Raw genomic sequence first — 16,060 nt, 5'->3', positions numbered from 1 at the left:
CAAATCTAAGCGATACTAAGATATTTATGTGTCTGAATTGAAAGGCGCCAATTACGTTTCACACAAGTATCGATACAAAGTTGTGTCGCGCGGTCTTTTTGACTAATTGGCTGAAGAGCAATGACAACACCTTTTAGCAACTCTGCACTCTCAAGAAGACGATCCAAATGTTCGATATCTTTCGTGGTCCCTACTGGGTGTTTAATTTCGTTTGCTCGCTCAAGCGCCGATTTCAATACGGGTAATTTCCCTTTCATTGCCACTTTTGGTGACACTGTCACCCATGTATTTTTAGTAGCAAGAACCTCTGAGGTACCGCTTGTTTCAATTTGGCACTGGCAATCAATGGCTTCAAACGCCTCTGTTAGAGGGTTCAAGTCGTAAATACAAGGCTCGCCACCCGTAATAACGATATGCTTAGCGGTGTAACCCTGCTTTTTGTACTCTGCGACAATACCTTCAGCGTCGATTGGGGACCACGTTGGTGAATCCTCAGTCTTAACCATAATATCGCCTAATGTAACTTGCTCTTCTGGCAAAGCTTCCCACGTTTGTTTGGTGTCACACCAAGAGCAGCCGACAGGGCAAACTTGTAAGCGGACAAATACAGCAGGAACTCCGGTAAAAAACCCTTCACCCTGAATAGTTTCAAACATTTCGTTAATTTTATACAACTTTGCCTCGGCTCATACCAATATCAAAAATACGCAAGGGCGAGACCTTAAAACACTCTTGCTAGAAGGTCAAATTATAGAAAAATTCAGTTACTAATTGATCAAATAACTGGCTACTGTTACCAACTTTCAATATGCTCAGTAACGAATTATAAATCACGTTTTAGGTAAGTTATGTACAAGCTCGTTGCTCTAGACATGGACGGCACATTACTCAACAGTAATAAAGAAATATCACTCGAAAACAAACAGGCAATAACCAAAGCTCGAGAAGCCGGCATCAAAGTTGTCCTCGCTTCAGGTCGACCACTTGAAGGTATGCAAAGTAAGCTTGATGAATTAGGCATAGACGGCCAAGATGACTTTGTTCTGTTCTATAACGGTTCTAAAGTTCAAAACATTTCAACAAAAGAAGTGATCCACAGCGAAATCAGCAATGGTCGCTCAGCGAAGAGGATCGCTAAACTCGCTAAAGAACTTGGTGTCTTTGTTCATGCTTTTAGTGAACAGCATGGCCTCATCACTCCTCAGAACAACGAATACACTCAACTTGAAGCAACTATCAATGGTCTTACCATTACTGAGTTTGATTTTGAGCAACTGGAAGATGATCACCAGATCATTAAAACCATGATGGTCGCAGAGCCTTCGAAGTTAACCGAAGCCATCAAGCAATTACCGAGTGAACTGCATGATCAGTTTACAGTAGTACAGAGTGCACCTTTCTTTTTAGAATTCTTAAACCCGAAATCCAACAAAGGTGTTGGTATTGCGGCTATCGCACAGCATTTGGGCATAAAATCGGAAGAAGTCATTTGTATGGGTGACGCCGAGAATGATCACCATATGATTAAGTTTGCAGGTTTAGGAGTCGCAATGGAAAACGCGATGGAAGAAACAAAAGCGATTGCAGATTACATAACGGAAAGTAACGACAATCACGGCGTCGCACACGTCATTGAAAAGTTTGTATTCGCCTAATCAATCATCTATATAAAGGGCCTCATTGAGAGGCCTTTGTCTGTTTTAAGCTTGTTTTTTTGAGCTAACTTGTCGAATGGTAGACACAAATATCAACATTAATAATGGATAGCGAATAGTTTCAACCATCAATGACAAAATCCCACTATACGATACAAACGTAGCGCCATATAAAATCACTTCGTTGACGAACAATAAGATTAGAACAATCGCTGCTGTGTATCTAAAGCTCACCATTTCCTGATTTTTCTCTATCGACAACACAAGAGCAGAAGTAGTCATTAATACCGCCAACCAAGCCGTAAACACTGGTAAAGGCCATAGAGTGGTGATGATGATAGTGATAGCCGTTAAACTAAACCACACTCCTTTCGAACACATCAATGACTGAATATCGATGTCGCTACGACCTGCTAATCGTATGATATTCCACGAAGCTAAAGCTCCAAACACCGCCCCGACTAACATATCGACAATGAATGCAGAGCCGCTATAGAATTTCGCGAACGCAACTAAAGACATCAGTGCAAGGAAGGTCATAGATAACTTGTTCACATTAAGCTTATCAAGTTTGTACAAAATCAATGTAACCGCACAGAACCAAACCGCTATCGGTAAGCTAGGAAAACTATAGCCATAACTTGGGATAAGCTCTAATGCAGGAGTATAAACATGAGGCTTAGGTAAGGAGAAGCCTTGCTGCGCTACCAAACACATCAGCGATGTGACAGTTACTGTAAAAAACAGCTTATAGCCAAACTCTTTTCCAAAATACCAATATGTTAACGGAAACAAAATCAGCAACATTAATGGACTGGTTAACACCGCTGCACCATAGGCTAAGCCTGTAAATACCGATTCAAAAGCACTTGGTAATGAAGCTATCGCTTGTTGCAAGGACAACATCCAGCCTAGCTCTACCTGATTGAACTTAGGGGCAGCTTTAACCAAGTTGTCTACATAGGTCACAGGTTGGTTTGTTGCTTCTTTATACATCACTCGTATAGCAGGCCATTGCTCAGAGTAACGGTATTGGCTAGCATTCAGGTTTTCAGGGTCGAGTAACATGGCACTCGACACTTCAACGCCATAGTGAGGTGCGAACCAAACGGGTAACTCATGCCCATCAAGTTGGTTATTGAAATCATAAGCAATAACATCAGAGTCTGATACGCAGTCATACAACACAGCCGTATCGGTATAACCCAAAATATTCTTGGCGGTTACGACTAACCCCGATTCTTCCCATGTTTCTCGTTCAGCGGTAAGGTGCGGCGGTTCACCTTTGTCTATCGTCCCTCCGGGTAACGATATCTGCTTCGTTAAAATCTCATTAACTAAGACGATCTTGTTGTCCGCCCTAACCACACACAATGCCCCTTTAATATTATCTGGGAGCTCAGTTGCCATGGCTAAAGCTGAAAATAATGTACTGATGAACCACAATACCAGTAAATATGGTCGCCTATTCACGTTAAAACCATCCTTAATACGCTAGGTACTGGCATTACTACCAGTCAATGTCATTGCAGAGTATTTTTACTGTGCAAATAAAGTCAATTTTAGTGATTCTAATCTATTTTCTATTTTTATACTCGCTGAAATCAAAAAAGCCTCCCTTTTAGAGAGGCTTAATTGAATAATAACTTTTTAAAGATACTTATAGTGCAGTCCACGCATCCTTCCAAGCTGAACCTACGCCTGGCTCATAAGCACTTGGAGTTGCTCCACACCATAAGTTGTATGGCCACGGCTTACATTGGTAAGCAGTGCCATTATGGTTAACAACGTCCCCTGCTGCATAACTCTGACCAGCTAAGTACTGGTCACCAGATGTTGGAGGCGTTGGCTCGGGCAATGTTGGCGGTTCAACAGGAGGTGTTCCATTTGAACAACTTGCATTAGTCGTCAACTGCCAAACACCCCATGGGCCAGACTGCGTAGGATCGTTTCCCTGTGTCCACCACTGCGCTTCCCAAATTTGATTATTCCAACTAACTGAATCACCTGAATTATAAATACTAGAGGAATCCCAAGTATCACACGAGCCCGTTGGAGGGGTTGTCGTATCCAGTACCCTTGTAGTGACTTCGGATTGATAGGTTATATCCGTTTTATCGATAGTAAACTCTAATTGAACTTTAGCTACCCCAGAGGCTTGGCCGCCAAATTCTACTGATAAACTACACAATGCTCCCGCTTGCAATGTTTTCGAACTACAAGAATCCGCATATACAATAGGCTTCGTTGCAATCGTGTTGTGAGAAACCTTGGCTGATTCAATGGTAAATTCACTCTCCCCTTGATTCACAATTTCAAAGCGATGATTTTTCAATTCCCCAAGCTTCATATCAGATAGGTTTTGTGTCGCGGTATAACCTACATTAGCGTTATTGGCCGGAGGCTGAGATGTTCCTACAACACTCTCAACAAAGCTTTGCAATGCGGCAATATCGCTATATACCCCATACTTCCCCGGACGTGCGCAGCCTATACCCCAACTTACAATCCCGAGTTGAGTAATATTCCCCGAACGATTGATCACAATTGGACCGCCACTATCACCTTGGCAGGAGTCTATGCCGCCCTCTGGAATTCCCGCACAAAATGATACATCGCCCACGGATGAATAACTGCCACCAGCTTGACGGCACGTCGCATCCGAAATCAGTGGAACGTCGACTGCCTGCAATACGGAAGGAGAACTTCCACCTTCTGATAAACGTCCAAGCCCGGCAACCGTCAAGCTATCTCCTACCGAGGCGTACTGAAATAATGAGCCTTTCGCGATTTCAACCGTGGCTACGCCTTGAGGGATAGAAGTTAACTTCAGTAACGCAATATCATTGCTTAAGTTCTGTTTATTATAAGAAGGGTGAATATAAATTTGGCTAACGTCCACTCTTACACCATCGGTACCATTATATCTATAGCCACCAATCTTAACGTCTATTTGAGAAGGGGAATCACTGTCGACACAATGCGCAGCGGTCAGCACGTAACCATCTCCGATATAGCTAGCACCACAAAATGAACGATTACTATTACTACTTACAATCTGCGTATAAAACTTCCATTCTTCTGCATTTGCTGGTTTACCGCCAACAATTCTTGGCGTAACTTCCGCCTTGTTCGTAAACTCAGCTGCCGTTAAGCCATAGGTAGGCGCTAGCAGTAGCCCAAACAGTGGAAAAGTCCTTGTTAATTTCAATTGCATGTCCTCTTGTTTAAAATCTGACACCTTGTATATGTCACAATTAAAACAAGCAGACTTTTATAAATCCCGCAGAAGATTTGCTAGGTTAATGGCAGATGCTGCGATAGATAATAAATATCTATACAACTTCAAAACTCTCAATTACTTAGACGAAAGAACAATGTCACAAATCAATTTCTAGAAGGAAGTACCTTAAGATGCATTAGCCGTTTATTCAGTTAATGGCTTTCGTAGCCAATGGATATGATGACCAAAGCCAGAGTTTTGGTACAAACGAATCGCCGCTTGGTTAAAATCCCAAACTTCTACAAAAGTTTGTTTTACGCCATAGTCGCGAAATGTTGACTCTATGAATTTAAGCAGTTCCTTCGCTATTCCTTGCTGCCTTGCCTTTGGCAGTACATACAACTCATCAATACTGCCCATTTGAACGGGTTTACTAACACTAGATGTCAATTCACAGAAATGCCCTGAAACAAACCCTACAATCAATTCCCCCTCACAAGCGACATAAACCAAGCATTCTGGTGAATCAAGGTAACGAGCAATGCTTTTTTCCTGCTCAATTTCCTCAGCTGTTTTAAAATGTTCCGGCTGCGCTTGATGATGCTCATCGTGCAGTTGATACATCAGTTCATTCAACTGTTCGAGATCTTCTGTTTTAGCGTGGCGTAATTGAATTGTTTTCACAGGCATAAATTCGTAGTCGAAAAGTATAGTTTGTGTGGGTTTTATTGGATTGGCAATAAAAAACCTCACTATTAAGCAATTGTTAATAGTGAGGTAAACAATAGGGATACTCAGTTTGAAATAAAAGTTAACGACTTAACGCTTCTTCAATTTCATTCAGGCTCGCTGGGTCATCAATTGTTGAAGGCACAGAATATTCTTGTCCATCCGCTATCTGACGAATAGTTTTACGAAGAATTTTTCCAGACCGAGTTTTTGGCAAGCGTTCAACGACCAATGCATGTTTAAAGCAGGCAACAGCGCCAATTTCACTTCTGACTTTACCAACGAGTTCACCTTCAAGTTCATCGCCATCCACTTTCACACCGTCTTTAAGAACCACTAAACCAAGCGGTAACTGCCCCTTAAGTTCGTCATGAACCCCGACGACTGCACATTCAGCGATTGCGGGATGCGCACCAACAATTTCTTCCATTTCGCCCGTCGATAAGCGATGCCCAGCTACATTTATCACATCATCAATGCGTCCCATGATAAATAGATACCCTTCTTCATCAAGGTATCCTCCATCGCCCGATACATAGTAGCCAGGGAACTGACTCAAATAACCGGATTCAAAACGATCATGATTCCGCCAAACAGTCGGTAGGCACCCGGGAGGCAGTGGCCTTTTCAGCGCAACAAACCCTTGTTGGTTGAACGGCACAGCTTCTCCCAATTCACTGAGTATTTCTACTTGATAACCCGGTATAGGTTTTGTTGCCGAGCCTGACTTTACAGGTAAGTGCTCCAGCCCCGTTGGATTGCCAGCAATCGCCCAGCCCGTTTCCGTTTGCCACCAGTGGTCAATCACCGGTTTCTTGGTGTTTGAAACAACCCAATCCAACGTTGGTGGGTCTAAACGTTCACCGGCCATAAAAATGCTATTCAGAGAAGATAAATCATATTGTCCGAGTAGTTCACCATTTGGATCTTCTTTCTTTATTGCTCGAAAAGCCGTAGGTGCCGAAAAGAGAACATCGACAGCATATTCTTCACACACTCGCCAAAACGCGCCAGGGTCTGGCGTACGAACCGGCTTTCCTTCAAACAAAACCGTCGTACATCCATGTATTAAAGGCGCATACACGATATAAGAATGGCCAACCACCCAACCGACATCAGACGCCGCCCAAAATACACCATCTTGTGGCATGTTATAGATGGTACTCATCGAGTACTTCATCGCGACGGCATGCCCTCCGTTATCTCTCACTACACCTTTTGGCTTACCCGTGGTGCCAGATGTATAAAGAACATAAAGTGGGTCAGTGGAAGTAACTGGAACGCATGCATGTGGTAACGCACTGTCAACGGCACTGTTCCATTCAATATCAAGTGATGGATCTAGCTCAGCGAGACATTGCTCTCTTTGAAACACAAAGACACTCTGGGGTTTCCAACTACTTTCTAAAATAGCTTTGTCTACAAGCGGTTTGTAAGGTAAGACCTTGTTTACTTCAATACCGCAAGATGCAGTCATGACTACTTTTGGCTCTGCGTCTTCAATACGAACTGCAAGTTCATTGGGAGCAAACCCACCAAATACAACGGAATGAACCGCGCCTAATCGAGCACAAGCCAGCATGGCCATTGCAGCCTCGGGGATCATAGGCATGTAAATAACCACACGATCACCTTTAGCTACCCCTTGCTCAGCAAGCATGCCTGCAACCTTAGCAACCTGATTGCGTAGCTCTAAATAGGTAAAGCTCGATTTAACTCCGGTTACTGGAGAGTCGTAAATCAGTGCTGTTTTCTCTCCTCGGCCACTTTCACAGTGATGATCTAATGCAAGCCAACATGTGTTTAACACACCATCAGGAAACCAACGTTCTATTCCATTTACATCCGATTCCAAGATCGTTTTAGGGCTTTCGAACCAGTCAATGCTTTCAGATTGAGTGTTCCAAAATCCTTCTGGGTCCGTTTGGGCCCATTGATACTCACTTTCATAAGCTGAATTTGAATTTACAGGCATAGTGCCTCCTTCATGATAGATATTCGCTAATCCGAAATATTGAAAGGAACTCGAACACTTCCTTCCATTATCACGCGGGCACTACGACTCATTATCGCCCTTTCTACTTTCCACCCTTGGGTCGTTTGCTGCGCTTTCGCCCCAACCTTTAACGTCCCCGACGGGTGACCAAAAGTGACAGACTCTCTCTCTCCGCCACCAGCCGCCTGATTTACCAAAGTACCGGGAACGCAAGACGCTGAAGCGATGGCCACCGCTGCGGTTCCCATCATGGCGTGGTGCAACTTACCCATAGATAAAGCTCGCACCAACAAATCCGTCTCATTAGCTTGAACTTGCTTACCACTAGATGCGATATAACTTCTGGCTTTCGACACAAACGCCACTTTCGGCGTATGCTGGCGGCTTTCGGCTTCTTCTAGGCTACTAATCAACCCCATTTTCAAAGCGCCATGAGCTCGAATCGACTCAAACATTGCCAAGGCTTGGGCATCAGAGTTAATTGCCTCTTGAAGCTCAACCCCTCGATAACCCACCTCTTCCGCATTGAGGAAAATAGTCGGAATACCTGCTGTGATCATGGTAGCTTGCAAGCACCCAATTGAAGGAACCTCTATTTCATCCACCAAATTACCGGTTGGGAACATTGAGCCGCCCCCATCAGCAGGGTCGAGAAAGTCCACCTGAATTTCAGCCGCTGGAAAAGTCACACCATCCAGTTCAAAATCACCAAGCTCTTGGACTTCACCGTCTACGATTGGCACATGAACCAAAATAGTTTTACCTATATTGGCTTGCCACACTTTCACTTCTACCGTTCCGTTGTCCGGGATTCGGCTAGGGTCGATCAAGCCACTATGAATCGCAAACGGGCCAACCGCTGCCGACAAGTTTCCACAATTCCCGCTCCAATCGACGAACTCTCTATCTATTGCCACTTGCCCAAATAGGTAATCTACGTCGTGATCTGCATGGGTGCTCTTTGAGACAATCACCGTCTTACTTGTGCTAGAAGTTGCCCCGCCCATACCATCAGTCTGCTTCCCATATGGGTCTGGACTACCGATGACTCTTAGCAACAACTCATCTCGCTTTGCCCCTGGAAGCTGGGCTTCCCTAGGTAAATCAGTCAGTTTGAAAAATACGCCTTTGCTGGTGCCACCACGCATATAAGTCGCCGGCACTTTTATTTGCTTATTATCCATGCTGCCTCCTTACTGCGCTAAGAAATCTTTAGCAAAACGCTGTAATACGCCTCCAGCGTTATACACGTTAACTTCGTCCGCAGTATCTAAACGGCATGTCACGGGCGTCGAGGTGACTTCTCCATTACTGCGTGTCACTTGCAGGGTCAGTCCAGCTCCAGCCTCAATATCACCGATCACGTCATATAGCTCAGTTCCGTCTAGTGCCAGCGTATTACGGTCAACTCCCGATTGAAATTGCAGAGGCAACACACCCATACCGACTAAGTTAGTTCGGTGTATACGCTCAAAGCCTTCCGCAACAATTACTTCAACCCCTGCCAACCGAACGCCTTTTGCGGCCCAGTCTCGAGATGAACCTTGCCCATAGTCTGCACCAGCAACCACAATCAGAGGCTGTTTACGGTTCATGTAGGTTTCTATCGCTTCCCACATACGCGTGACTTTCCCTTCAGGTTCCACTCTGGCTAATGACCCTTGCACGACTTCGTCATTTTCCTTGACCATTTCGTTAAACAATTTCGGGTTAGCAAACGTCGCGCGCTGTGCAGTTAAGTGATCCCCACGGTGTGTCGCATAAGAGTTAAAATCTTCTTCCGGTACATCCATCTTTGCCAAGTACTCACCTGCTGCACTCGACGCTAAAATAGCGTTCGATGGCGATAAATGATCCGTTGTTATATTGTCCCCAAGAATTGCAAGTGGTCTCATCGCAGAAAGCGTCCTTTCGCCAGCAAGAGCGCCTTCCCAATACGGAGGTCGACGAATGTAAGTACTCTTAGGACGCCAATCGTATAGCGGATTATCATTTGACTGTTGCTCATCCAACTTGAACATTTGAATGTAGATTTGATTAAATTGCTGTGGTTTAACATGACGGTTAACCACCTCGTCAATTTCTTGATCAGTTGGCCATAAATCGCTGAGATAAATCGGATTTCCGTGAACATCAAATCCTAAGGCGTCTTTTTCAATATCGAAGCGAATCGTCCCCGCTAGCGCATAAGCCACCACCAAAGGTGGAGATGCCAAAAATGCTTGTTTAGCGTATGGATGAATTCGCCCATCAAAGTTTCGATTACCGGACAGCACCGCCGTTGAATACAAATCGCGTTCGATAATTTCTTTCTGGATTTCTGGGTCCAACGCACCGCTCATACCATTACAAGTGGTACACGCATAACCAACGATCCCAAATCCTAAGGCTTCTAATTCAGTCAGTAAGTCTGCTTCTTCCAAATATAATTTGGCGACTTTTGAACCCGGAGCAAATGAGGTTTTGACCCAAGGTTTTCGCACTAACCCCAGCTGATTTGCCTTTTTTGCAACCAAGCCAGCTGCAACCACATTTCTTGGGTTACTGGTGTTAGTACATGATGTTATCGCCGCAATGATGACCGCGCCATCTGGCATTAGTCCTTCAGATTCTTGCCACTTTCCAGCAATACCACGTTGTGCTAATTCAGCCGTCGGTAAACGACGATGTGGGTTTGAAGGCCCAGCTAAATTTCGCTGAACACTCGATAAATCAAATTTCAATACACGTTCGTATTGTGCCGATGTCAGATCGTCCGCCCATAAACCAGTGTGTTTCGCGTACTGCTCAACTAGAGCGACCTGTTCTGGATCTCGACCTGTCAGTTTTAAGTAGTTGATGGTTTGCTCATCGATATAAAACATACCTGCAGTCGCACCGTATTCTGGTGTCATATTGGAAATGGTTGCTCGATCGCCTATCGACAAATCACGCGCCCCCTCACCAAAGAACTCCAAATAGCTCGACACCACACGCTCACTACGCAAAAATTCGGTAATCGCCAATACAATGTCCGTTGCGGTAATACCTTCAGGACGCTTACCCGTTAGCTCGACCCCCACTATATCAGGCAACCTCATCATCGATGGTCTACCTAACATGACGGTTTCAGCTTCTAGGCCTCCTACTCCAATGGCAATAACACCTAATGCATCGACGTGAGGAGTATGGCTATCTGTTCCGACACAAGTGTCTGGGTAAGCAATCCCATCTTTGACTTGCACTACGGGAGACATTTTCTCCAAGTTAATCTGATGCATAATGCCGTTACCAGCAGGAATCACACTAACGTTTTCAAATGCTGTTTTACACCACTCAATGAAGTGGAATCGGTCTTCGTTTCTTCTTTCTTCAATCGCGCGGTTTTTATCAAACGCTTCTTTATCGAAACCGGCATGCTCCACCGCTAATGAGTGATCTACAATCAATTGCGTTTCCACTACAGGGTTGACCTTGGCTGGGTCCCCACCTTGTTCTGCAATAGCGTCTCTTAAACCAGCCAAATCGACCAAAGCAGTTTGCCCTAAGATATCGTGGCACACGACTCGCGCAGGATACCAAGGGAAGTCCAAGTCTTTCTTACGGTCAATAATTTGTTTTAGGCTTGCTTCAAGCTCTTGTGGGTTGCAGCGCCTTACCAACTGCTCAGCCAATACTCTTGATGTATAAGGCAAAGTCTCATAGGCACCCGAAGCGATTGTATTTACCGCTTCACGTGTATCAAAAAAATCGAGCTCAGTGCCAGGAAGAGGTTTCCGGTATTTATCATTAACATCCAACATAGATCCATCCATGAACGAATTACAGTCTTGTAACCAAAGCCCCTACAGGCCCCGGTTACATACAACTAGCCTTAAGACTATCGCTGACTGATTGGCAACCAGTCTTGATGCTCAGGCCCCGTATAATCGGCACTAGGTCGAATAATTCGGTTGTTTTCGCGCTGCTCAAATACGTGCGCCGTCCAGCCTGTAAGTCGGCTCATCACAAATATTGGTGTGAACAATTTGGTAGGAATGTCCATGAAATGATAAGCAGATGCATGGAAGAAATCAGCGTTACAAAATAGGCCTTTCTCACGTTTCATCACTGCTTCTACGCGCTCTGAAACGGCGTATAACTGGGTGTCACCAACCGCTTGCGATAGCTCTTTAGACCAACGTTTGATCAAGTCGTTTCTAGGATCACTCTCTCGGTAGATCGCATGCCCAAAACCCATAATTTTGTCTTTATTGGCAAGCATTTGCATGATGTTAGATTCGGCTTCATCCGGTGTTTTCCAGTCTTGAATCATTTCCATTGCGGCTTCATTCGCCCCGCCATGCAATGGGCCACGTAAAGTACCAATCGCAGCAGTAACACAAGAATGAATATCCGACAAAGTAGATGCGCAAACACGAGCAGCAAAAGTAGAGGCGTTAAATTCATGCTCGGCATACAAAATTAGTGAGCAATGCATTACCTGCTTATGCAGCGCACTTGGCGATTTGTCTGTTAGCATTTTTAAGAAATAGCCACCGATACAGTCTTCACTTTGATCTTGAGTATCAATTCTTACACCATCATGGCTAAATCGATACCAATAACAAATCATCGCTGGAAACAGAGCTAACATGCGCTCCGTTGCCGTTAGCTGCTGAGAAAAGTCTTGCTCTTGTTCAAGGTTGCCCAATATGGAGCAACCAGTGCGCATGACATCCATCGGATGCGCGTCGGCAGGAATCAGCTCTAGCGCTTGTTTTAGCGCATCTGGTAATCCACGCAAGCTAACCAGCAAGGTTTTATAGTCATCCAGTTCTTTTTGATTAGGCAGATGACCTCGAAGCAACAAATGAGCAACCTCTTCAAACTGCGCATTATTCGCAAGATCTGTGATGTCATAACCTCGATACGTTAACCCCGTTCCTGTTTTACCGACAGTGCATAAAGCGGTACTTCCAGCGCTTTGACCACGTAGGCCTGCGCCACCTAGCTCTTCTTTTTTAGTTGAAGATGAAGGCATATTGAACTCCTTTTCTGTGTTAACTGCCTGTACTCTTTGGTACTTTTACCGATATAGACGGCTTGTAGCAGATAACAGTTTCACGTTATTGGATTTGGTTGATTCATCAAATTTCTGTTCGATGAATGATGTCTTTTTCTAACTAAAATTACCCTTCACTAGAAAACAGTTGGTCCAGCTTGTCTTCGTAATCGTGGTAATTTAAGTGTTCATATAATTCTTTTCTGGTTTGCATAGAGTCAATCAACGCTTCTTGATTTCCCTCGGCTAACAAATGTTTATAGACGTTTTCTGCGGCTCTATTCATTGCACGGAATGCACTTAATGGGTAAAGCACCATATCCACGCTCGACTTTGCTAAGTCCGCACAGTTGTATAAAGGCGTTTGTCCAAACTCAGTAATATTAGCCAGAATAGGCACATGCTTACCCGTTGCCGACTTCAAAGCTGCCGAGAATTGAACGTATTGCTCTAGCTTGTTCATCGCTTCAGGGAAAATCATATCCGCACCCGCTTCTACACAAGCGATCGCTCGCTCTATCGCGCTATCGATTCCCTCTACCGCCAACGCATCGGTACGAGCCATGATGACAAAGCTTTCATCATTTCTGGCATCTGTCGCTGCTTTCACACGATCAACCATTTCTTGTTGGCTAACGATTGCTTTGTTTGGACGGTGACCACATCGTTTTTGCGCCACTTGATCTTCCATATGAACCGCAGCTGCCCCGGCTTTTTCCATCGACTTAATCGTACGAGCAATATTAAACGCACCACCAAAGCCCGTATCGATGTCGACTAATAACGGCAGATCACACGCATTGGTAATACGGTCTACATCCACCATTACGTCATTGAGCGTGGTGATACCTAAATCAGGTAACCCGTACGATGCGTTTGCGATCCCCCCACCAGACAAATAAATCGCTTGGTGCCCTAAGTTCTTGGCCATCATGGCGCAATATGGATTAACCGTACCGACAATCTGTAATGGATCATTATTTTCTACAGCCTGTCGAAACTTGGCCCCCGGTGATAACTTCATGGATAACTCCCTGTTGTCTAATCTTCTGTGATGACGTTACTTTTCGTCATTGTTGTTCAACTGAATCTGTTGCTCTATTAACAAACGGCTTCCCGAAATATGTCTTCTCATCAACATCTCGGCGAGTTCTTCATCGCGGTTCTTTATCGCTTGCAGAATGTATTTATGCTCATCGAGTGCTTCTGTCGGTCGTGATTGAGCACGCGGTGATTGATACCTATACATACGAAGTAAATGGTAAAGCTCGTCACACAACAAAGACTCGAGCTTACTGTTGCGACTGGCTTTAATTATTCGGTAGTGGAAATCGAAGTCTCCATGCTGATGGAAGTAGGAAGCACCTTCGACCTGATCGATATGTTTGGAATGTGTCGACAATAACGCATCTAGGCCTACAAGCTCTTCATCACTGATGTATCTCGCTGCCAATCGCGCCGCCATGCCTTCTAGTGCTTCTCTTACTGAATATAGTTCGATGAGTTTATCCGCGGAAAAAGTAATCACACGAGCACCAACGTGCGGAATTCTTTCAATTAGGCCTAGACCTTCAACTCGCATTATTGCTTCACGTAATGGCCCGCGACTGACTTCGAATCGCTTAGCTAATTCAGGCTCGGAGATTTTACTGCCCGGCTCCAGCTCTCCATTAACGATAGCTTCCACCAAGTACTCGGTAAGGCTTTCGGATTTTGTATTTTCTTTATCACCTACACGCGCTTTCGTACTTTGGTTTGGCCTAGTCTCAGTGCTTATCGTATTCATATTCAAGCTACTCGCTTAATCAAATTGACTTTGAAAGTGTCAACAATTTCTTAACTTGAATATAAAATAGACTATCTAAGTGTCGACAATCAAGTAAATTGTCGACAATTTAGACTAAGGTATTATTTGGACGAGAAATGAAAAGAGAAGCCGTTTTAGCAGAAAAAGGACTGATAAGCCCTTGGTGTTATTGCCGTTCGCTTTTTAAAGTTACGCTGAAAGTGTGCTTGATCAGAAAAACCAAGCAAAGATGAAGTGTCGACAATTGTTTTGCCTGTTTTCAACATTGTTTTCGCACGTTTGATGCGCTCGTCTAACAAGTACGCATGAGGCGACAAACCATAGTATTGCTTAAAGCTACGTATCAAATGATACTGGCTCACCCCAGCCTCCTGCGCAAGTTCCGCTAAAGAAAGATTATCGCCAACATTGTCCAAAAGCTTCTCTTTAGCTCGCTGCACATAAGGTAACGAAACAGCTCTAGGGGCACGATTGTTATCTTGTTTGAAGCACGCTCGAACAAACTCATACAAATGAGTTTCGGCTTCTAATGCTGAATGGCCATCCACTAAGCTCGAATAAAGCTCTACAAAGCGTGATTGAAGCGCACGGTTACGCTCTAAATGATGTGAAAATGAAAAGTAGTCATATTGCTCACTGTTCAATACCTGCTGTTGAATGTCCCCCATCCAAAGGCTATCAACAAACAACATCTTATAGGACCAATCACCTTGCTTTGGATTGCAAGAATGCACATCGGCAGGATTAATGGTAACAATATCTCCCCTTCCTATCTGATGTTTACTGGCTAGGTTGGTATATTGGGCAACACCACTTTCTATAATGCCGAATGAAAATTCATCGTGTGAGTGCGCGTCATAACAAGCGTTCGAACGGTCGGCAATACGTATTTCTATTTGAGGTAATAAAGTGCTTTGTTTAAAAGCGACGCTCTTATCTTTAGCCATAGCTCTGTCCTTAGAACCAAATACTTGAAATGGAGACCACTAGCATCCCAGCCATGGTTTGATTAAAGCACTTTTGTTTAGTTGGAGAATGCAAATACCTTCCAATCACATGCCCAAGAATCGCCCACGAAGAGACTCCCACCAAACACGCCAATAATGAGATCCCAGTGAAGCTCAAAAGCAACACCGACGATGATTGCTGACCTACAACATATAAGCTAATTCCAGACATCGCAACTAACCATGCTTTAGGGTTTATACATTGCATAAAAGCCCCCAGCCATAAACTGGGCGCTTTGTTCTGCTCAATCGTGCCAATCGTTTGATAAGGCGCAGTAGCGATCTGGCTCGCCAGATAGATAAGAAAAACGCTCCCAATAATCTTCATCATCCAAGCAATATCTGGTATCCAACTTGCGACTAGACTCAAGATATTACCTGATGAGAAAACAATGACAGCATATGCAGTACTCGCACCCAACACATACCTAAGTGCTCTCTTTAGCCCATAGTTAGCTGAAGTGCTGGTTGCGACAAGGTTAACCGGGCCAGGTGAAATAGCACCCACCAATGCAAAAGAAACCATTGCGATAATCAGTTGTTCCATATTAACTCCTTAGCGAGCCAATAAAGTAACGGTTCTCATCAGCGAGTTATTGAACGAAATTGCTCTTCAGTTA

13 protein-coding genes are annotated in these 16,060 nt (G+C 44.3%); 1 reads left to right on the top strand and 12 read right to left on the bottom strand.

All coding sequences use genetic code 11. From position 1 onward, the window contains the following. Positions 1-5: 5 nt before the first annotated feature. Complete coding sequence (gene queE, locus ELZ11_RS14830) at positions 6-656, bottom strand: 7-carboxy-7-deazaguanine synthase QueE (protein WP_167494700.1); 651 nt, start codon at positions 654-656, stop codon at positions 6-8. Positions 657-848: 192 nt separating this feature from the next. Here queE and ELZ11_RS14825 point away from each other — a divergent pair, with 192 nt between their 5' ends. Further along, positions 849-1,655: a Cof-type HAD-IIB family hydrolase gene (locus tag ELZ11_RS14825; protein WP_137358197.1), complete on the top strand. Its 807-nt coding sequence runs from the start codon at positions 849-851 to the stop codon at positions 1,653-1,655. Positions 1,656-1,700: 45 nt separating this feature from the next. Here the strand turns inward: ELZ11_RS14825 and ELZ11_RS14820 are convergent, their stop codons facing one another. The 11 genes from ELZ11_RS14820 to ELZ11_RS14770 form a co-directional block, all read right to left on the bottom strand. Continuing rightward, positions 1,701-3,128, bottom strand: coding sequence for a bifunctional NUDIX hydrolase/phosphatase PAP2 family protein (locus ELZ11_RS14820; protein WP_137358196.1), 1,428 nt, complete (start codon positions 3,126-3,128; stop codon positions 1,701-1,703). Positions 3,129-3,315: 187 nt separating this feature from the next. After that, positions 3,316-4,872: a trypsin-like serine protease gene (locus ELZ11_RS14815; RefSeq protein WP_137358195.1), complete on the bottom strand. Its 1,557-nt coding sequence runs from the start codon at positions 4,870-4,872 to the stop codon at positions 3,316-3,318. Positions 4,873-5,082: 210 nt separating this feature from the next. Then, positions 5,083-5,562, bottom strand: a complete 480-nt coding sequence (locus ELZ11_RS14810; RefSeq protein WP_279631084.1) for a GNAT family N-acetyltransferase — start codon at positions 5,560-5,562, stop codon at positions 5,083-5,085. A 127-nt stretch (positions 5,563-5,689) separates the two neighbouring features. Continuing rightward, entirely contained in the window at positions 5,690-7,582 is a 1,893-nt protein-coding gene (locus ELZ11_RS14805) for a propionyl-CoA synthetase (RefSeq protein ID WP_137358193.1), read from the bottom strand. 26 nt (positions 7,583-7,608) lie between these two features. Continuing rightward, complete coding sequence (prpF, locus tag ELZ11_RS14800) at positions 7,609-8,787, bottom strand: 2-methylaconitate cis-trans isomerase PrpF (RefSeq protein WP_137358192.1); 1,179 nt, start codon at positions 8,785-8,787, stop codon at positions 7,609-7,611. A 9-nt stretch (positions 8,788-8,796) separates the two neighbouring features. Continuing rightward, positions 8,797-11,385: a Fe/S-dependent 2-methylisocitrate dehydratase AcnD gene (gene acnD / locus ELZ11_RS14795; RefSeq protein WP_137358191.1), complete on the bottom strand. Its 2,589-nt coding sequence runs from the start codon at positions 11,383-11,385 to the stop codon at positions 8,797-8,799. A 77-nt stretch (positions 11,386-11,462) separates the two neighbouring features. Then, positions 11,463-12,605 (bottom strand): bifunctional 2-methylcitrate synthase/citrate synthase, encoded by a 1,143-nt coding sequence (gene prpC, locus ELZ11_RS14790; RefSeq protein WP_137358190.1) that lies wholly within the window; start codon positions 12,603-12,605, stop codon positions 11,463-11,465. 148 nt (positions 12,606-12,753) lie between these two features. Then, entirely contained in the window at positions 12,754-13,650 is an 897-nt protein-coding gene (gene prpB / locus ELZ11_RS14785; RefSeq protein WP_137358189.1) for a methylisocitrate lyase, read from the bottom strand. A gap of 36 nt (positions 13,651-13,686) precedes the next feature. Beyond that, positions 13,687-14,412, bottom strand: a complete 726-nt coding sequence (locus ELZ11_RS14780) for a GntR family transcriptional regulator (protein ID WP_137358188.1) — start codon at positions 14,410-14,412, stop codon at positions 13,687-13,689. Between the two features lie 155 nt (positions 14,413-14,567). Beyond that, positions 14,568-15,380, bottom strand: a complete 813-nt coding sequence (locus ELZ11_RS14775; protein ID WP_137358187.1) for an AraC family transcriptional regulator — start codon at positions 15,378-15,380, stop codon at positions 14,568-14,570. A gap of 10 nt (positions 15,381-15,390) precedes the next feature. Continuing rightward, on the bottom strand, positions 15,391-15,987 hold the full coding sequence (locus ELZ11_RS14770) for a LysE family translocator (protein ID WP_137358186.1): 597 nt from the start codon (positions 15,985-15,987) through the stop codon (positions 15,391-15,393). Positions 15,988-16,060: the final 73 nt, after the last annotated feature.

It is taken from the genome of Vibrio profundi, assembly GCF_005281835.1.
GTDB classification, from domain to species: Bacteria; Pseudomonadota; Gammaproteobacteria; order Enterobacterales; family Vibrionaceae; genus Vibrio; species Vibrio profundi.
The sequence above is the reverse complement of the archived record's forward strand: the minus strand, read 5'-3'. Positions and strand labels throughout refer to the sequence as shown.

Excerpts from the sequence above, each read along its gene's own strand:
- prpB (WP_137358189.1), bottom strand. The coding sequence starts at position 13,650 with ATGAAGTTATCACCGGGGGCCAAGTTTCGACAGGCTGTAGAAAATAAT.
- ELZ11_RS14805 (WP_137358193.1), bottom strand. The coding sequence starts at position 7,582 with ATGCCTGTAAATTCAAATTCAGCTTATGAAAGTGAGTATCAATGGGCC.
- queE (WP_167494700.1), bottom strand. The coding sequence starts at position 656 with ATGTTTGAAACTATTCAGGGTGAAGGGTTTTTTACCGGAGTTCCTGCT.
- ELZ11_RS14775 (WP_137358187.1), bottom strand. The coding sequence starts at position 15,380 with ATGGCTAAAGATAAGAGCGTCGCTTTTAAACAAAGCACTTTATTACCT.
- prpF (WP_137358192.1), bottom strand. The coding sequence starts at position 8,787 with ATGGATAATAAGCAAATAAAAGTGCCGGCGACTTATATGCGTGGTGGC.
- prpC (WP_137358190.1), bottom strand. The coding sequence starts at position 12,605 with ATGCCTTCATCTTCAACTAAAAAAGAAGAGCTAGGTGGCGCAGGCCTA.
- ELZ11_RS14815 (WP_137358195.1), bottom strand. The coding sequence starts at position 4,872 with ATGCAATTGAAATTAACAAGGACTTTTCCACTGTTTGGGCTACTGCTA.
- ELZ11_RS14770 (WP_137358186.1), bottom strand. The coding sequence starts at position 15,987 with ATGGAACAACTGATTATCGCAATGGTTTCTTTTGCATTGGTGGGTGCT.
- ELZ11_RS14780 (WP_137358188.1), bottom strand. The coding sequence starts at position 14,412 with ATGAATACGATAAGCACTGAGACTAGGCCAAACCAAAGTACGAAAGCG.
- acnD (WP_137358191.1), bottom strand. The coding sequence starts at position 11,385 with ATGTTGGATGTTAATGATAAATACCGGAAACCTCTTCCTGGCACTGAG.
- ELZ11_RS14825 (WP_137358197.1), top strand. The coding sequence starts at position 849 with ATGTACAAGCTCGTTGCTCTAGACATGGACGGCACATTACTCAACAGT.